Here is an 18,765-nt window from a genome sequence, read left to right as displayed (position 1 = left end):
CGAGCATGTTGGCGGTCTTGCAGATGTCGCTGCTTGTCGCTTTTCTGCTGGCGACGGGTGCGTTGATGACCCTGGCGGCGCTGAACCGCCTTCGGGTTCGCCCGATCCGGTTCTCGTGGTATAGAGGGCGCTCGTTTATCTTCTGGCCGGGCGGTTTTCTTTTTGTCGTGCTGATCCTCACCGTCTACGCCGCGTTCGAGCAGGATTACCGGTTGATGGGGCTCGGTCTGGGCTATACGCTGGGCGCGCTGTGCTGGTGCCTGGCCGTACGGATGTCGTGCGCGGTGATGGTCACCGATTTCAGGCTCATCCGCTCGCTCGGCGATCCGCGCGATGTGCTGGACTGGCAGCGGGTGGAGGACTTTTTTGTGACCGCGGGCGAACGCTCCCAACAGTACGTCTTCTTTTTCAGGGACGATTACGGGCAGCGGATGCGGTTCGAGCTGGATGTGCCCCGCGCGCATGAAGAGCGGTTCAGAAAACTCGTCTCGCGCCTCGTGGAGAATCGCGACATGCACACGATCGCTCAGGCGTTCGGATGATGCGGCCGGGCCTTCTGCAACTCCCCGGGGCCGGCCCGGTATAAAAGCCTGCACCATTTTTCGTCGATCGCCGACCCGCGAGCCGGGCGAGCGTACGGCGGAATGATAGAGGAACTCGTTGACAGAAAGTAAGCCGCAGCAAGAGTCTGCGATTATCGTCGGCGTCGTCCACGCCGGCCATACACGCGAAGAGGTAGAGGATTCGCTCGACGAGCTGGAGCTGCTTGCCGACACGGCCGGCGCGCTCGTCACCGACCGGCTCGTCCAGGTAGCGCCCAGGATTCACGCGTCGACGTACATCGGCAGCGGGAAGATGGAGGAACTCGCCGCGCTCGCGGCGGAACGGGGTTCCGACCTCGTGATCTTCGACGACGACCTCTCGCCGGTGCAGTTGCGGAATATCGAGAAACAGGTCAAGTGCAAGCTGGTCGATCGCTCGGCGCTCATCCTCGACATCTTCGCGCGACGCGCCAAAACCGCCACCGCGAAGACGCAGGTCGAACTGGCGCAGCTCGAATACTTGCGGACGCGGCTCACGCGTCAATGGACGCACCTCTCCCGTCAGAAAGGGGGTATCGGGACGAAAGGCCCCGGTGAAACCCAGATCGAAACCGACCGCCGGCTCATCTCGAACCGCATCGCGACGCTGAAGGACCGTCTCAAGAAGATCGAGAAACAGCGCACCACGCAGCGGAAGGGCCGGCAGGCGTTCACGCGCGTCTCGCTGGTAGGGTACACCAACGCCGGGAAGTCGACGCTGATGAACACGCTGACGGACGCCTCCGTGTTCGCGGAGGATCGCCTGTTCGCCACGCTCGACGCGACGACACGGCAGGTGGCGATGGCGCCCGGCAAGGACATTCTGATTTCAGACACCGTCGGGTTCATCCGCAAGCTGCCGCACGGCCTGATCGAAAGCTTCAAGAGCACGCTGGACGAGGTGCGCGAGAGCGACGTGCTGCTTCATGTCGTCGATGTGACGCATCCCTGTTTCGAGGACCACATCAGCGTCGTCAACCAGACCCTCAAGGAGCTGGATGCACAGGACAGACCGACGCTCATGGTGTTTAATAAAGTGGACATGCTGGAGGAGCGCGGACTGCTGATGGCGCTGCGCGAAGAGTATGAACACGCTGTTTTTATTTCCGCCTTTCGCGGGATCGGCATCGAGCAGTTGAAGCAGGAATTGCTCGATCGCATCGAGGACGATTTCGAGGAGCACGTGGCGTACGTGCCGGTAACCGAATCGCGCACCATCGCGCTGCTGCACCAGCTGGCGCACGTGATGTCCGAAGAGTACCTGTACGTCACCCAGAACGGCTCGGACGCGACGCCGGTCGCCGTGGCCCGGTTAGGTTTCCGTATCGCCCGGGAGCACATGAATGAAGTGCGGCGGCTTATCGATAAGTTTGCCGGTTTTACGCCGATACCATCCTGAACGCGGCGATTTTCGCGTTCGGCAGATGTACCATCCAGCACCTGCTGTACAGCCATATTGTGCCGCCGGCAGGCGCCGCTGGCGCATAAGTGGTGATCCACAGGGTAAATATTTTGTCGCTTGCCAGAGTTGCCAGAGCCTGAAGAATTCGTTAAGCTTTTGGCCGGAGTTCAACCCCTCGGTATGCGTCTGAATTCGTATCTCAACGCTTTGTGTTGACCGGCGACGCGGTGATTGCATCGGGTGCGTCGTGTGTAACTCATCGGGAGCTGCGTCAACGAAGTAACTGTCTCCATTTCCGTAACCAGACTCAGGGGCTGCCAGGTCTTCCCGTCGTCAATGTGGCATACCGATTGTTTTTCGTACAGCGTGGTTGCTACGACAGCGTGACGGTGCTCTGTCATCCAGGAGGCTAAACCATCGTGATCGCTTCGCGATTTACCGCTTTCCCGACGTCCGCTCGCGGGCGTCGATCTACGCTACAGGAGGCTCCGTAATGACCATTCAAACGTTGATCAGTGAAGATACCCCTCCGATTCGCCCCGGCGATACGGTTGAGCATGCGCTGGGTTTGCTGCTCGAGATGCGGGTGCGTCATCTGCCCGTGGTGGATGACGAGGGTGTTCTGGTTGGTATGGTTTCCGAGAATATGCTCCTCGACGCGTTCGGACCGGATGCGCCCGTATCCTCGTTGCTCGGCCTGGCGCCGATCAGCGTCCGGCCCGATACGCACATTTTCGACGCCACGAAAGTGATCGTGGATCACGAACTGACCGCGCTGCCGGTCGCCCGTGAAAACGGGCAGTATGTCGGCATGGTCAAGCGGCACAACTTGTTCGATCAGTTTGCACGCATGCTGGCCACGCAGGAACGTGGAGCCATCATCGCGCTCGAAGTCAATCCCCGGGATTATTCACTCGCCCAGCTCGCGCACATCGTGGAGCAAAACGGGGTGAAAATCCTCTCCTCCGCCGCGGAGCATACCGCCGCCGGCGAAGAGGGCGACACCATGCGCGTCACCCTGAAGCTGAATGTGATGGATACGTCCCGCGTTCGCCATCTGCTGGAGCACTACGGTTACCACATCGTAGCGTATTTCAGCGACGATCAGGACGACGACGAATTCAAATACCGGCTCCAGGAGTTTATGCGCTACCTCGAAGTGTAAACCGGTCTGTCCGCCGCGAGGCGGAGGGATTTCCGCGTCGGACTTCGTATCGCTACTCGCGTAACATCAGGCAGGATCTCGAGATCACGTGGCAGGCATGCCCCGGACGTCTCGGGATCCTGTTTTTTTTGTGGGATGCCGATCAATCGCCGGCCGGCGCGTTCTTCCGGAATCCTCTGACCGCCGCCGCGACGAGGAACAGGAAGCCCAGCATGGCAACGATGGAAGACCCTGCCGGGAAATCGAACCGGACCGAAAAGAAGAGCCCGAAGAAACTGCCGAGCACGCTGATGATCAGCGCGGCCACGACGACGGCGCCCCGGTTGCGCACCAGCAGGATGCCGGCCACCGGTGGCACCACGATAAACGAGAAGACGGGAATCACCCCGCCGGCACGAACCGCCAGGACGATCGCGAGCCCGATCGAGAGGTAGAAGAGGAAATTCCAGAGGTCGAACACCCCCACCTCCTGCGCCTGATTGTGCACGAACCGATCCGTGAGCTGGAAGAAGGACTTTCTGAAGAGGAACTGGATCAGACCGATCAGTGCGAAAATGCCCGTCATGACGAGCAGGCTCGTTTCGGTAACCGTGAACAGGCTACCGAACAACACCTCGGAGATGTCCGCGTCGCCGTGCGCCGATTTGGAGATGAGCAGCACCGTCAGCGCCGACGTGAACGCATACACGATGCCGATGATCGCCTCCTGTTTAAGGCGTTTGTCGCTCACCTTGATGAAGGACAGGATAAACGCGCCGACCATCGTGAACAGGATGGAGATCACGGTCGGGTCGCGCTCGAAATAGCCGGCGACGGCTACGCCGAGCATCGAGATCTGCCCCAGCGCCAGATCGACGAATACGATGCCTCGCGCGACCACGTGTACGCCCAGATAGGCAAGCAACAGACCCATCACGATACTGACGAGCAGGGCGTTCAGGATAAATCCCTGGGTAAACAGGTCGAGCATAGGGCAGCAGGGAGCGCTTGGTTCAGTGAGGCGCCGCCGAGAAGGCGGCGACCAGCTTGTCGATGTTGTAGTCGAAGAGGTCGAAATACGTCTTCACCTCCTTGAACGCCTCAACCGAAGACGCCAGCGTCACCACTTCGCCGCCCGTCTTTCGGGCGACGAGCGAGGCGGAGTCCTGCTTGAAGTACGGAGGGATGATGATGACGCGAATGTGCTGGCTCTGCATCGTGGTGATGATCTTGGCCAGCTGGGACGGCGTCGGCGGTATGCCGGGCTTGGGTTCGAGGAAGTCGACGATCTCCAGCCCGAAGCGCTTCTCGAAGTAGGGCCACTGGTCGTGATACGCCATGATCTTCGTGCCGGCGTAGGGTGCCATGCGGGCCATCCAGTCGGTCATCCGGCGGTCGATTTCCTGCTCGAACTTCGCGAGATTCGCGGCGAAATAAGCCTCCCGGGCGGGGCGCAGCCGCACCAGCGCGTTGTAGATGTTGCGCGCGACGATCTTCCCGTTGAGCGGGTCCACCCAGTAGTGCGGATTGCCGTAGATATGGATGTCACCCTGCTCGCGGCTCACGCTGCTGGGCACATTGAGCAGGGCGATGTTCTCCGACGCGTCGACATAGCCCGGACCGCCCTTGAGGACTTTGTCGTTCCGGGCGCTGTTGAGGAGCGGCGGCACCCAGCCGAGCTCGAGGTCCAGGCCGGCCGTGACGAACACGTCCGCCCGCGACAGCTTGAGGATGTAGCTGGGTTTGGGATCGACGAAATGGGGGTCCTGGTAGCCGGTGGCGATCGCGAAGGCGTCGACCTGATCCCCGCCGATATATTCGGCGATGTAGCGGAAATCCGGCAGCGTCGTCACGACGTTGAGTTTGCCCTGGGCCCACGCCGGCATCGCGCCACTAGCGGCGATGAGCAGCAGAACGACCAGGCGTAAAGAGTGACGCATCATGAAGGTTGCCTGTTTAATCGGTACCCATCCTCCGCGGCGCCCGCCGCGGACGAACCAGGTAGCCGCGAATCAACGTATCCCGTAACTCGGTCCCGCATCCTAGTATTCGTGTGCCCCATGCGACCCGATGACAAAGATGGCTCGCACCAGGAGCTGGGCATTCCGCTCCATCCCGGAGGCCTCCGCGACCCGAAGGCCGAGCTCGAGTTTCTGAAATTCAGTGGCATACCAGCCCAGGGTGGCCGACACCGCGCGCTCGTTCCAATCTGGATCGTCCGGCAGGTCGGACGAATCAACGCGAGCGACCAGGAAGATGCGTTTGGCGGCCTGATAGCTGGCCAGGGCGTAAAACCCCATGGCGGACACGGCGGCCTCCGCGTCCGTTTCGGAGCGGCTGGCGATGGTCTCGGCCTGGAGCGTGAAGGAGTGGTAGGTGTTGAACTGGACGGGCTTCCATTTGAACGTCGCGTCGATTCCGCCGAGCCACGTCGTGAAGCCGGCCTCGTTCGGGCCGGCCGCGCCGCTGAAGCCGACTTCGAGCGTGGCGTCGGCGCTGAGGTCCCAGAAGTTTTTGAGGTGTCCCACGTAAAGCAGTCGGTCCGAGTCGCTTTTTACGTAGCTGACGTTTTCGCCGGGCCCGCGGGTCACTTCCACCGTCAGGTCCTGGAAAAACCGCGGGTTGGGGAGGAGCCAGCTCACCGAGAGGCCCTGATCGTTCAGCCCCTCATCCCCCAGGAAATTGGCGTACACAGATGGGGTGTCGATATAAGGCAGGGCGTGGGGGTGGAGCCGATTGATCTTGCCGAAGGCGCTGCGGAACTTGCCTGCCCTGGCCTGGAGCCGGAAGGGCAGCGACAGCGTGGTGAGAAACGCTTCCTCGAGCTCGAATTCGTAGCCGCCTTCGCCGTCGTGGCCGGCGGCGATAAAGAAGTCGCCGCGCGCATACGGGTCGACGACCGACTGCAGCACGGCCTCCATCTCGTGGAACTCGGCGTCGACATGGCGGTCGCCGGCAGAGGCGTAGCCGGCGCGGAAGTCGCCGATGACGCTGATGTTGGGATTGAGCGACGGCGCGGTGCGGGCGACGGCTGCCGGCGCAGGATCGGGCGCGACGGCGCCCATTTCGCGGGCGAGCTCTTCGATGAGCAGGGAATCCGCGGCCGAAAGGGTGGTATCCTGCTCCTGGGCCCAAGCCAAACCCGGTGCGATCCCCGCCAGCGCGAGGAGCAGCAAACAGAAGAGGGGCGCGCGGTACATAGGCTAAAAAACCCCAAACGATCTGGTTCGAGGAGAGCCAGCCGCAGTATGAATCGTGGTGGTTGGAGGTATTGTCGACCGGGGCTCCGGCGAACAGGGTCAATGTATGCGATTCAACCCCAGTTTTCAATGTAGATACCGCGACGAAACAGCACATGAGAGGATGATGAGAATGGCGCGGGGGATGAACGACCGTAGGCCGTGTCATGAGCGCCCTTTGGGCGCGGTCATTGCGCCCTTTGGGCGCGGTCACTGGGCATGAACGGCCGTAGGCCGTGTCATGAGCGCCCTTTGGGCGCGGACATTGCGCCCTTTGGGCGCGGTCACTGGGCATGAACGGCCGTAGGCCGTGTCATGAGCACCCTTCGGGCGCGGTCATTGGACATTGGTCATCGGGCACTGTGCATGGGGAACCTGTTTGGAGCGACGCGTTCGTCCAGTGTCCAGTGTCCAGTGTCCAGTGTCCAGTGTCCAGTGTCCAGTGTCCAGTGTCCAGTGTCCAGTGTCCAGTGTCCAGTGTCCAGTTTGTCCGCGATCGAATGCGAAGACGCGTCAAAAGCGTTGTACGTTAACGCATTTTGTCCGTACGTTCAGCGGCACGCTCCCGGCAAATCCACCCTACCCCTGTGCGTCGCTGCCGGCATGACGAATCACGCGTTCCGCAAGCCGGTCGGATATTCACCCAAAGGTTCTCTTCTGTTTTATGGATGTTCTCGATAAAGCGCGCGCGTACATGCAGGCGCACGCTATCGACGGCTGGTTGCTATTCGATTTTCGCGGCAGCAACCCCGTTTTTGCCCACGTGCTCGGCGGCCCGCAGGCTACGTCGCGACGCACGTTGATCTGGATTCCCGTGCAGGGCGAGGCGCGGATACTGGTCAGCAGCCTGGACAAGCAGCTGTTCCGCGACGCCGGCTACCCGTTGCTCATCTACAACGGATGGAGCGACATGCAGGCGTTGCTCCGCGACCTGTTGAAGGGCGCCCGGACGGTGGCCATGGAGTATTCTCCAGGCGGCGAGATTCCGATGAGTTCGTTTGTCGACGGCGGCACGCTGGAGTTGGTCCGCTCGATGGGCCCCGCGATTGTCTCGTCCGCCGATCTGTTTCAGGCGGCCGCAACGGCGTGGTCCAAAAAGTCGGTCGATTCGCACATGCGGGCCTGCCGGCTGGTCAACATGGTGAAAGACGAGGCGTTTGCCTACATCGGCGACCAGCTTCGTTCCGGGAAGCCGCTCACGGAATACGATGTGCAGCAGTTCATCCGGCGCGGATTCGACGCGCATGGGCTCTACATCGATCACGGCCCCATCGTGGCGGTGAACGCCCACAGCGGCGATCCGCATTACGAGCCCTCTGCCACGGAGCACGCTCCGATTCGCAAGGGGGACTGGGTGCTCATCGACCTGTGGGCGAAGGAGTCCGAGCCGCATGCCGTGTATTGCGACATCACCTGGACCGGCTACGCCGGCGCCACCGTGCCGGCAAAACATCTCGAGGTCTATACCATCGTCAACGCCGCACGCGACGCGGTCGTGGAGCGGCTCCAGGCCGACTGGAAGGCCGGCAACGCGCTGCAGGGCTGGCAGCTGGACGATGTGGCGCGCAAGGTGATCACGGACGCCGGCTACGGCGCGTACTTCACCCACCGCACCGGCCACAGCATGGGCGTCAGCCCGACTCCCCACGCACTCGGCATGAACCTCGACAACCTCGAAACCCACGACACGCGGGCCGTTCTGCCCGGCATCGGGTTTTCGGTCGAGCCCGGCATCTACATGCCCGAGTTCGGCGTGCGCTCGGAAATCGATGTGTACATCGACCCCGAACATGGCCCGACGGTAACGACCGCCATGCAGTGGGAACCCGTACGGATCTTAGATTGAGCGATTACCATGATTGGACGTAGAATGCGCCGCGTGCGCTGGATGGCGCCGGCGCTGGCGCTGCTGTTCACGGCGACGTCGTTCGCCCAGGTGCGGTTCGACATCGCCTTCCCCAACGCGGTGCACCACGAAGCCGAGGTCACGATGCGGATGGACCGCGTGCCGGCCGGCCCCCTCGAACTGCGGATGAGCCGCTCGTCGCCCGGACGGTACTCGCTCCATGAGTTCGCGAAAAACGTCTACAACGTGCGGGCGGTCGACGGCGCCGGCAAGCCGCTGACGGTCACGCGACCCAATCCGCACCAGTGGGATGTTTCCGGACACGACGGGACCGTGGTGGTGACCTATACGCTTTTTGCCGATCGGGGGGACGGCACCTACGCCCAGATCGATGAGACGCATGCGCACCTGAACATCCCGGCCACCTTCCTGTTTGCCCGCGACCATCACGACTGGCCCATCGAGGTCCGCTTTCATCCCCCCGAGGGCTCGAACTGGCGCATCGCGACCCAGCTGTTCCCTACGGACGATCCGATGGCGTTCACGGCGCCGGATCTCCAGTACTTCATGGACAGCCCCACCGAGCTGAGCGACCACGCGCTACGCACCTGGACGGTGCCGCGCGGCGCCGGCCAGGGCGGGACCTACGAGATGCGCCTGGCGGTCCACCACACCGGCACCGACGCCGAGGTGGATGCCTATGCCGAGATGGTCAAGAAGGTCGTGGCGCAGGAGATCGCCGTGTTCGGCGAGCCGCCGGCGTACGATTCCGGCACCTACACGTTTATCGCCGACTACCTCCCCTGGGCCTCGGGGGACGGCATGGAGCACCGCAACTCGACGATCATCAGCAGCACGGGCTCGCTGAAGAACAACGCGATGGGGCTGCTCGGGACGGTGTCGCACGAATATTTCCATTCGTGGAACGTCGAGCGCATCCGGCCGGCGGCGCTCGAACCGTTCGACTTCGAGGACGCCAACATGTCCGGCGAGCTGTGGTTCGCCGAGGGTTTCACCAGCTACTATACGCCGCTGTTCATCCGCCGCGCCGGCCTCGTTCCGGACACCGATTTTGCCCGGATGATCTCCGGGGATCTGAACCACGTGATCAACTCGCCGGCTCGGAACGTCTTCAGCGCGGTCGAGATGGCCATGCAGGCGCCGTTCGCCGACCGCGCCTCCTCCGGCGACCCGACGAACTTCGCCAACACCTTCATCTCCTACTACACCTGGGGCGCGGTGATCGGGCTGAACCTGGATCTTACCCTGCGGGGCCGGGGCAAGACGCTCGACGGCATGATGCGCCACCTGTGGTTGCAGCGCGGCAAGAAAGAGATCCCCTATGCGGTGGCGGATCTCGAGCGGGCGCTCGGCGAATACGCGGGCGACGCCGCGTTTGCGAAGGACTTCTTCGACCGCTACGTGCGGGGGCACCAGGTGCCCGACTACGACGCGCTGCTGGCGCAAGCGGGCTTCACCCTCCGCCCGGTCAATCCGGGCAAGGCGTTTCTGGGGCTCGTCCAGCTGGAGTACAGCAAAGCCGGCGCGGACGTGTCGTCGACCACGATCAAGGGGTCGCCGCTGTACGAGGCCGGCGTGGGTGCCGGCGATCGCATCCTGAAACTGGATGGCAAGGCCCTGACGTCGGATGCCGTCTATCAGCAGGCGAAGGATCGTCACAAGCCGGGCGACACGGTCGAGATCGTCTATGAGCAGCGGGGCCAGACCGTCACCCGCAGCCTGACCTTCGTGGAGGATCCTCGGGTGGAGGTAGCGCCGTTCGAAGACGCCGGCCGGCCTGTCACCGCAGCGCAGAAGGCTTTCCGTGCCGCGTGGTTAGACGGCACTCCTTAACCGCTTGCCTGTTCTGAACCGTCCTTGAACGGCGCCCTTTCCGGTGTGTTTTTCCTACCGGTCCGCCCAGTCGAGGCCGATCAGAAGGCCATCCTTCATCGATAGGATCCAGTACTGCGTACCCTCTTGTGAAATGACGCGGTAGACATGGCGTGTGGTGCCGGATGAGGCGTCTCCCTCTCGCTTGACGAGTGCGAAGGTCGTCATGGATTCGATGCCAGGTTTTAATGGATCACGAAGCGGAGCATAAGCGTCGTCCGTTGCGAAAGCCTGCATCCCTTCGCTCAAGAGCGATAGATCGTCGCCACCCAGTACGGCCTGTTGCAGCGCCGCGCGGCCCATTCGCGATTCGGATGAGTCGGCCGGCTGTTCGGGCAGCGTGCTATAGTCGAGCCCGGGGATGAAGTTGATCGCCAGGGCCCTTGCGACGGCGTTGAGCCGGCCGCCGTAGGTATTGGAAAGGACGAGAAGGCTTCGATCCGCGTCTGGATAGTGTTCGAATCGGCAGGTAAAGCCGGCGGTCTGGCCGGTATGGGTTTCCCGGCGCTCGCCCCGAAACCTGTCGGCGATCATTCCGAATCCGTAGTTCACATCCTCGCCATTCAGAAGCTTTGTGGGAGTGGTTGTCCGTATGATAGCGGCCGAATCCACAATAGCCTCCGCCCTGAGCGCGCGCCGCCATTTGCCCCAGTCTGCCAGCGTCGTTGCAATGCCACCGGCGCCCAGTGTGGTCTCCACAAAGATCGGGGGGACTGCCGTCAGGCCTGTATCTCCTGGTTTGTATCCCTGCGCACGCCGGTGCGACATCGTGGGAGGCCCGAGTTCGGTATCTGTCATACCGGCGGGTGCGAACAGGGTGCGTTGGAGGTATGTGGCGAAGGGCATGCCCGATACGCGCTCGATTGCGAGACTGAGGAGATAGTATCCCGTGTTGGAATAAGAGAACGCGGTGCCGGGTGGAAAATCGAGCGGTTTGTCGATGACGGAAGCCAGCACGACGTCGCGGTTGCCCGGGGCTTCGTATATCTTGTAGCCGGCCGCAGCCTCGTAGTCGGGAATCCCCCCGGTGTGGGAGAGGAGCTGCTTGAGGGTAACCGAACGCCAGGTTTCGGGCAGGCTATCGACGTAGGCCCCAATCTGCCCGTCCAGTGCGAGCCGGCCCTCGGTTTCCAGATTGAGGATGGCGATCGCTGTGACGTGTTTGGACAGGGAGCCGATCTCAAACAGCAGGTCGGGAGACGCCGGCGTGCGCGCGGCCGTATCGGCGAGCCCCCAACTGAATGTGGCTACCAGCTCTCCGGCTTCATAAAGGCCGGCCACTACGCCCGGCGCACCCGATTGCGCTGCAGCCTCGGCGAACGCCTCTGAGAGAGACGAGCTACCGACGAAGGGTGGTACTTCGGCGGGTGGAGCTGCCCTACAGGCTGCCAGCAGGGCACAGAAGGCGAGGAGGACAGGCTTGCAGATGTTCATAGAAGACGGCGATGACGAACGATGAGGAGAACATGAGGACCCTTACGGTTTACAGGCCTGGTCGTTGCGAAGGGCACGAATTGAGGGAGTAGTGCCTCCTGCCTGGCACGGCGCTGTTCGTTTCGCCGTTTACTTCGGGCTATCGCGTAGCATGGCTAAGCGATGCGCTGCGTGCTCAGATCTACAAAATGTATCCGGTTGGCCAAAATGCTTGGCCGGCGGCTCATGATGCCCCTTCCGCACGCCCTATCCCTCTGGCGTGTTTATTGTTTTGCGCGTAGCCCTTCCGCACGGCGTTTGTACACGTCACTGTCACTGATTTCCAGCGCTTTTTGGATGTGGAGGAACGCATTGGCGAAGTCGCCCTGGGATTCGTAGTAGTCCGCCATCGCTTCTTGAGCGCTCGCACTTTCCGGGTAAAATTGGATGGCCAGCTCGAAGACGGCCCGGGCTTTTTCAGACTGGTCCATCTGCATCGCCATATACCCCAGCATCGTCAGCAGCTCTTCCTCCATCGCCAGCGGGTACCCCATGTTCGCAGTCAGCTTCTCGCTGCGTTCCGTGATCAACCTGACCAGATCCTGCGTTGGCGTGTCAGGGTCGTTGTAGCGTGATGGGCTTTTTAATTCCCACCAGTCGTAGAGGTACATCAGGCCATCCCGCATGGAAGGGAGCGGCACGGACCCGTGTATATCCTTGTCGTAGTAGCGCCACGCGAAACCCAGTCCGTTCGATGTGTTGGCTTCAGCAGCATGTACAAACGCCAGCATGGAACGGATGCTCAGGCTGAAATCGGTTGTGTCACGCTGTACGGTATCGATGGTAAGCGTGTCTGAAAAGCGAATGATTTCGTTGGAGATAGATACAAAAAGACCTTTTCCATCAAAACGTTCGTCCTGAAGGGCCCTTGTTGCCTCATGCAGGAGGGTCTGATTGTCCCAGTCCAGGCTGGGATCCATGGCTATGTAGTTGGTAAACAGGTCCCGGTGGTGTACCAACGTATTGATCGTGAAGAGGCCGGCGTACGAGTGGCCGATCAATGTCCGGTGGCTGGACGTCGGGTACACGCTGTCGATGTGAGGAATCAGTTCTTCCGCGATGAAGCGCGTAAACGTTTCAGCGCCTCCCGAGGCTTCGACCGGTGCGCCTTGCCGAGACTCCACGAAGCTGGTGGTGAGATCTCGCGTCCTATTCATCCTGTTAGAGATGCCCACCACGATCATCTCAGGGAGTCTGAAATAGGTATAGTACGCTTGAACCATGGCCAGCCCACCCAGGTGGACGCCCCCGTCCAGGAGGTAGATAACCGGGTAGCGATGGTTTTCCTGCAGATGGCCATTATTGGGTAGATGGACCCAGAATACGCGTTCCTCTCCCAGAATCGATGAATAGAGGCTATCCGCCTGGCCAATCTCGACGAGGTGGGATGCGTTAGACGCGTCTTGAGCGACAGCCTCGCTGCAGGCAACGGATACAAGAAGGAGTGTCGCCAACAAGCGATTTGCTTTCGTCATGCGGATTCGATGCGGGGTGGTAGGCGGAGCAATCTGGACAAAAGGTTGCAGGGATGCAACCCGCCGATGGAACCGGAACACGCTACGCGGTGATCTCCCACCGATTCACCAGCCCGTCTTCGGGGTCTTCCACCTCACCCACAAACCTGAATCCCGCGTTGCGCAGCACGTGTTCTGACGCGGCATTGCCGGCCAGGGAATGGGCGCGCACGCGCGAAACGCCCTCGGCCGTAGCGCAGAAATCAACGAGCGCCCGAGCCGCTTCGGTGGCATACCCGTTACCGCGATGCGCATCGTCGACTCCGTACGCGATCTCGACGGCGCCCTCGGCGTCAGGGGGGCCTTTGAAACCGCACTGGCCAACGACGGAGCGGGTGTCTCGCGCCACCATGTCGAACATACAGATCCACGGGTCCGGACCTGCTGCCGATCGGAGCCGCTGGATGTACACCGGAGAGACTTCCGCTCTGGTTGCAGGATCGAGCGATTCGATCCAACGGAGGACATCTGCCGGGTTCTGCAATTCCAGGCGCAGGCGCGGGGTCTCCAGGATCACGGTTTTATAGGGGATATGGTTCAGCGGACGCCAGGAGGTGCGTTACTACGCACGCCGGCGATTCCGGGGTCGGGGCGGCATGCCGGCGCGTCAGGGCAGCGCGAACGCGACCACAAAGTCGCCGAGCGTCGTGCCGAGGTTGGCGTGTCCGCCGGCGGCGATGACCACGTACTGCCTGCCGTCCACTTCGTACGTCATGGGGGTAGCCTGGCCGCCGGCGGGGAGGTCGGCCTGCCAGAGCAGCTCGCCGGTCTCCACATCGAAGGCGCGGAGCGTGTCGTCCATCGCGGCGGCGGCGAAGACGAGGCCGCCGGCGGTGATGATGGGGCCGCCCATGGCGAGCGACCCCCAGGAGGCGGCATCCGGCACGTCCTCCAGTCCTTTCATCACCCCGAGCGGGAGATCCCACTTGACGTCGCCCGTCGGGAGGTCGATGGCGACGAGCCGCCCCCAGGGCGGAGGCGTGCAGGGAAGGCCGCTGGGCGACATGAACGCGGCGCGCGACATGTGGTACGGCGTGCCGATCTGGTTGCCTTCTTTCGAGCCGGCTTCCCGTTCGCTCAGCCGCACCCAGAACGGGATGCTGATGATGGTGGTGACGAGGGTCTGGCTGTCGCTGTCGACCGCCACGCCACCCCAGTTGACGCCGCCGGCGTACCCCGGGTAGATCAGCGTCCCGCCGATGGACGGCGGCGTGAAGGCGCCTTCGTAGCGGAAGGTTTCCATCTGGGCGCGGCAGAAGGCGCGGTCGGCGTCGTTGATGCCCCAGGCGTCTTCGGGGGCGATATCGATCGGGTGGAGGGGCGCCGGCCGCGTCGGAAAGGGCTGCGTGGGGGAAGCGACTTCGCCGGGCACGTCGCTGGCCGGCACGGGGCGTTCCTCAACGGGGAAGAGCGGTTCGCCCGTATCGCGGTTGAGGAAATACAGAAAGCCCATCTTGGTGGCGGCGACGGTGGCCGGGATCGACTGCCCGTCGCGCTTCATCATGAACAGCGACGGCTGCGCGGGGATGTCGTAATCCCACAGGTCGTGGTGGACCACCTGGAAGTGCCATCGGTATTCCCCCGTCGAGGCGTCGAGGGCGACGACGGAGTTGGCGAAGAGGTTGTCGCCGGGGCGCTCGCCGCCGTAGTAGTCGGGCGCGGCGCTGCCGGTGGGCACGAAGACGAGGTTGCGCTCGGGGTCCGCCGAAAGGGGTGGCCAGGCGTTGGCGCCGCCGGTCTTTTTCGCCCCCTCGGGCGTCCAGGTATTCCATCCGGGCATGCCGGCCTGGCGGGGGATGGGGTCCCAGGTCCATTTCAGGTCGCCCGATCGCGCGTCGTAGGCGCGCACGATACCCTGTTCCATCTCCACGCGCCGGTTGTCGCCGATAGACGTGCCCACGATCACCATCCCGTTGACAACGACCGGCGGCGAGGTCACGCCGTACTGGCCGACCTGGAGGTGGTCGATCTCATCCGTCAGATCGACCGTGCCGCGCCATCCGAAATTGCGGCAGAGGCTCCCGCTATCGGCATCCAGCGCGATCAGGCGGGCATCGACGGTGGGGAGGTAGATGCGCTTGCGGCAGACCGCATCCGCCGGCGCGTCCACATCTTCCCAGAACGACACGCCGCGCGAGACGAAGCCTTCGCTCCGCTCCTGATCCAGGTCGAGTTTCGGGTCGTAGCTCCAGATCGTTTCGCCGGTCGATGCGTCCAGCGCCACCGCCCGGTTCAGGGGGGTGCTGATGTAGAGCCTGTTGGCGACCTGGATGGGCGTCGCCTCGAACTTGCTTTCGGACGCGTGGCACTTCCCGCAAGGCCCCTGTCGGTCGGGCGCGGTGGTCGGATTATGGGGCAGGTCGCCGTTTTTGGCCGTCCAGGCGACCGTCAGTTGCGAAACGTTCTCGCGGTTGATCTGGTCGAGCGGCGCGTAGCGGGAGCCGCCGGCGTCGGCGCCGTAAGCCGGCCAGTCGGCGGGAGCGGGCGGCCCGGGCGGGGCCTGCGGTACCGGTTTGCAGGCCGCGACGACCAGCGCGCACGCAGCGAATGCGAGGGAGATCCGCATAGATTCGGGTAGGGTTTGTACGTCTGTGATGGCCGGCAACGCGTCGGTGTACGGTACCTGGTCGGGTTACCGGTCGCACGCACCCTGTTCGAGCAGCCATGCACGGGCGGTGTCCATCGTGGCATCCTCCGCGACGGCGACGTCAGGCGCAATCGGTCCGCCATAGGTTCGGCCTGTCCGGTCCGCATAGACCGATGTCGTGAGGTTCATGATGGCGCCGTCCGACAGCGTGAAGCTCGTGTTGCCCGTCGACAGCCCGGCGGTCGGTGCGCCGAAGCTTCGCGCATCGGCCTGACCGATGAAGCTGACGGCGATGATCTCTCCCGAGCTGGCGGTTCTGGGGCCCTGGAGGATGGCGACGGGCATGTGGCGTTTCGGCAGGTTCGGCGTTACGGAGAGCTGCGGGATTTGATTCAGGCCGGCTGTGCCGTCGGCATACCACCAGGACATTTTCGAGCCGTCGCGGTTGACCATGGCGCCGAGGGTGTCGGCATCGGTGAGCGGACCGATGCCGGCGAGCATGGGCCACATGTTGCCGCCGTCGTTGTCGCGCAGATCGAGCACCCAGCGGCACACCCCTTGCGCGGCCAGCGCCGCGATGATCGTCTGGAGGGTGTCGGCGAAGGCGGCATGCTGCGCCGGCGCCGCCATGCCTACGGTCGGCAGCCACAGGTACCCGATGCGGTCATCCAGCCGTTCGCCGCGCGGGCGGGTGAGCCGGCCGAGCGGGGCGGTCTCGGGCGCCGGCGCCGTATCCCGGGCGATCGACATCGGCTCGATGAGATGGCTGTGGCGATCGCCGAGGCGGCCCAGCGCGTAGCGCAGTGCCGGGTAGGTATCGGCGGGCGTCTGCGCGCCGGCGGCGGCGCGGAACGTGTCGAGGCGGAGCTGTGGCCAGTCGACGGAATCACGCCGGAGGGCATACTGCTCCATCGCGTCGAGGGCCTGGTTCACATAGCGCGTTGCCGCATCGCTGGTAGCGGGTAGGTCCGCCTCGGTGAGCACATCCAGCTCGAGGTCGTCGTACCACGCCGTGCCGCCGCCCATTAGATAGACGCCGATGGCGACGGCCGTGGCTTCGGGTGGTATCGGCGCGTCCATCTCAAACGGTTGCCAGTCCGTATCGCCGGACGGGCCCCTGCCCATCATGAGGTCCATGGAGAGGGTCGCCGGCCCGTTGTCCATGCGAATCCACATGCCGGCCTGCCCTTCGGTGACCTGGCGGGTCGCGATGTACCCGCGAAGACGGATGCGGAGGCCGCGCAAGGCCTCGCGCGGAATCGTCTGATAGAGCGTTCCATACTGGCCCGGTTTGATTCGCTCGATACGCAGGCTGGCCTGGCCCGAACGCCGTTTTTTCGTATCGCGAGCGACGAGATAAAACCCTTCCTCGTAGCCACCGATACCGTCGCTTCCGGAGCGCCAGGATGCGGGCAGATCCTGGCCGGCCTGCGGCGATTCGAAGCCGGCGTTTTGCAGGGGTTGCGCCACGACAAGAGGGGCTTGCATGGCCGTGAGAAGGAGCATGCAAAAAAGTCCGTAGCGCATGGGTTGGAACATCGGTACAGGAAGATAGGACGATTACGGATCGACTAGGCGAGCAACGCATCCACCACCTTGCCGTGCACATCCGTGAGGCGGTAGCGCCGGCCTTGATGCTTGAACGTGAGCCGTTCGTGGTCGACGCCGAGGATGCGCATCAGCGTGGCCTGGAAGTCATGGACGTGGACGGGATCCTGGGCGATGTTGTACCCGAATTCGTCGGTCTCGCCGTAGGAGAGTCCGGCGCGGACGCCGGCGCCGGCCATCCAGAGGGTAAAGCATCGCGGATGGTGGTCGCGCCCGTAGTTGTCGATGGTGAGCTTGCCCTGGGAGTAGTTGGTGCGCCCGAACTCGCCGCCCCAGATGACCAGGGTGTCGTCGAGGAGGCCGCGTTGTTTGAGGTCGAGCACGAGGGCGGCCGAGGGCTGGTCGACGTCGCGCGTGAGTTTCGAGATTTCCGTGGGCAGGTTGCCGTGCTGGTCCCATCCCTGGTGGTAGAGCTGGACGAACTTGACGCCGCGCTCGACGAGCCGGCGAGCGAGCAGGCAATTCGCGGCGTAGGTGCCGGGGATCTTCGCCTGGGGTCCGTAGAGATCGAAGATGGATTCGGGTTCGTCGCCCACATTCATCGTATCCGGCACGGAGGTTTGCATCCGGTACGCCATCTCGTACTGGGCGATGCGCGAGCTGATTTCGGGGTCCATGACGCGGGCTTCCTGCGCCTCGTTGAGGTCGCGCAGGTAATCCAGCATCCGCCGGCGGCTGGCGCCCTTCATGCCGGGCGGGTTGTTGAGGTAGAGCACCGGCTCCTTGCCCGACCGGAACTGGACGCCCTGATGGAGAGACGGCAGAAAGCCGTTGCCCCACAGGCGGGCGTAGAGCGGCTGGTCGCCGTTGTTGCTCCGGGAGAGGAGGACGGTGAACGCCGGCAGGTTCTCGTTGTCCGACCCCAGGCCGTAGCTGATCCACGACCCGATGCTGGGCCGGCCGGCGAGCTGCGAGCCGGTCTGGAAAAAGGTGATGGCGGGGTCGTGGTTGATGGCCTCGGTGTACATCGACTTGACGATGCAGAGTTCGTCCGCGATGCCGGCGATGTGGGGGATGCGGTCGCTGAACCAGTGGCCGGCGCCGCCGCGCTGCGTGAATTCGAACTGGGAGCCGGCCATGGGGAACGACGCCTGATGGGCGGTCATGCCCGTCAGGCGCTGGCCGCCGCGGATCGAGTCCGGCAATTCTTCGCCGTTGCGTTCACGCAGCAGGGGTTTGTAGTCGTAGAGGTCGAGTTGAGACGGACCGCCGCTCTGGAACAGGTAGATCACCCGCTTCGCCCGGGGAGGGAAGTGCGGTGTGCCGAGGATACCGCTCTGGGGGTCGGCCAGCAATTCACGCGGGCCGAGCAGCGCCGCAAGCGCCGCCGCGCCGAGACCGAGGGAGGTCTTCGACAGGAAGTCGCGGCGGGAGTAGTTGGGCGTGTAGTTCTGGCAGTGGCTCATGGTGGGAGCTCGCTTCGCGAGCGGTCAGTTGCGCCCGTTGGGCGCGGTCATTGCTCGCTTCGCGAGCGGTCA

At 63.3% G+C, this 18,765-nt stretch carries 14 protein-coding genes; 5 read left to right on the top strand and 9 right to left on the bottom strand.

Annotated features, from left to right (window positions below; all coding sequences use genetic code 11):
• Nucleotides 1–5: 5 nt before the first annotated feature.
• The 3 genes from R2834_09000 to R2834_08990 all read left to right on the top strand — a co-directional run bounded on the left by R2834_09000 (nt 6) and on the right by R2834_08990 (nt 3,148).
• Nucleotides 6–542, top strand: a complete 537-nt coding sequence (locus tag R2834_09000) for a hypothetical protein (GenBank protein ID MEZ4700455.1) — start codon at nt 6–8, stop codon at nt 540–542.
• A 118-nt stretch (nt 543–660) separates the two neighbouring features.
• On the top strand, nt 661–1,980 hold the full coding sequence (hflX, locus tag R2834_08995; GenBank protein ID MEZ4700454.1) for a GTPase HflX: 1,320 nt from the start codon (nt 661–663) through the stop codon (nt 1,978–1,980).
• A 496-nt stretch (nt 1,981–2,476) separates the two neighbouring features.
• Nucleotides 2,477–3,148: a CBS domain-containing protein gene (locus tag R2834_08990; GenBank protein MEZ4700453.1), complete on the top strand. Its 672-nt coding sequence runs from the start codon at nt 2,477–2,479 to the stop codon at nt 3,146–3,148.
• Nucleotides 3,149–3,290: 142 nt separating this feature from the next.
• On the opposite strand, the gene R2834_08985 is transcribed toward R2834_08990, so the two are convergent.
• From R2834_08985 to R2834_08975, 3 genes are all read right to left on the bottom strand, one after another.
• Nucleotides 3,291–4,118 carry a metal ABC transporter permease gene (locus tag R2834_08985; GenBank protein ID MEZ4700452.1) on the bottom strand — a complete coding sequence of 276 codons (828 nt, stop codon included), beginning with the start codon at nt 4,116–4,118 and terminating at the stop codon, nt 3,291–3,293.
• Between the two features lie 22 nt (nt 4,119–4,140).
• Complete coding sequence (locus R2834_08980; protein MEZ4700451.1) at nt 4,141–5,070, bottom strand: zinc ABC transporter substrate-binding protein; 930 nt, start codon at nt 5,068–5,070, stop codon at nt 4,141–4,143.
• 99 nt (nt 5,071–5,169) lie between these two features.
• Nucleotides 5,170–6,267 (bottom strand): hypothetical protein, encoded by a 1,098-nt coding sequence (locus tag R2834_08975; GenBank protein MEZ4700450.1) that lies wholly within the window; start codon nt 6,265–6,267, stop codon nt 5,170–5,172.
• Between the two features lie 793 nt (nt 6,268–7,060).
• On the opposite strand from R2834_08975, the gene R2834_08970 reads away from it, so the two are divergent.
• Entirely contained in the window at nt 7,061–8,212 is a 1,152-nt protein-coding gene (locus R2834_08970) for a M24 family metallopeptidase (protein ID MEZ4700449.1), read from the top strand.
• 9 nt (nt 8,213–8,221) lie between these two features.
• Nucleotides 8,222–10,066, top strand: coding sequence for a PDZ domain-containing protein (locus R2834_08965; protein MEZ4700448.1), 1,845 nt, complete (start codon nt 8,222–8,224; stop codon nt 10,064–10,066).
• 54 nt (nt 10,067–10,120) lie between these two features.
• On the opposite strand, the gene R2834_08960 is transcribed toward R2834_08965, so the two are convergent.
• The 6 genes from R2834_08960 to R2834_08935 form a co-directional block, all read right to left on the bottom strand.
• On the bottom strand, nt 10,121–11,539 hold the full coding sequence (locus R2834_08960; protein ID MEZ4700447.1) for a serine hydrolase domain-containing protein: 1,419 nt from the start codon (nt 11,537–11,539) through the stop codon (nt 10,121–10,123).
• 263 nt (nt 11,540–11,802) lie between these two features.
• Entirely contained in the window at nt 11,803–13,053 is a 1,251-nt protein-coding gene (locus R2834_08955) for an alpha/beta hydrolase-fold protein (protein MEZ4700446.1), read from the bottom strand.
• Nucleotides 13,054–13,135: 82 nt separating this feature from the next.
• Nucleotides 13,136–13,609, bottom strand: a complete 474-nt coding sequence (locus R2834_08950) for a GNAT family N-acetyltransferase (GenBank protein ID MEZ4700445.1) — start codon at nt 13,607–13,609, stop codon at nt 13,136–13,138.
• A 90-nt stretch (nt 13,610–13,699) separates the two neighbouring features.
• Nucleotides 13,700–15,658: a pyrroloquinoline quinone-dependent dehydrogenase gene (locus R2834_08945; protein ID MEZ4700444.1), complete on the bottom strand. Its 1,959-nt coding sequence runs from the start codon at nt 15,656–15,658 to the stop codon at nt 13,700–13,702.
• A gap of 66 nt (nt 15,659–15,724) precedes the next feature.
• Entirely contained in the window at nt 15,725–17,167 is a 1,443-nt protein-coding gene (locus R2834_08940; GenBank protein ID MEZ4700443.1) for a S41 family peptidase, read from the bottom strand.
• Between the two features lie 83 nt (nt 17,168–17,250).
• Nucleotides 17,251–18,693, bottom strand: coding sequence for a DUF1501 domain-containing protein (locus R2834_08935; protein MEZ4700442.1), 1,443 nt, complete (start codon nt 18,691–18,693; stop codon nt 17,251–17,253).
• Nucleotides 18,694–18,765 lie beyond the last annotated feature (72 nt).

This window comes from Rhodothermales bacterium (genome assembly GCA_041391505.1).
Taxonomy (GTDB): domain Bacteria; phylum Bacteroidota; class Rhodothermia; order Rhodothermales; family JAHQVL01; genus JAWKNW01.
Note: the sequence above shows the minus strand (reverse complement) of the source record. Positions and strands in the feature narration are given on the sequence as shown.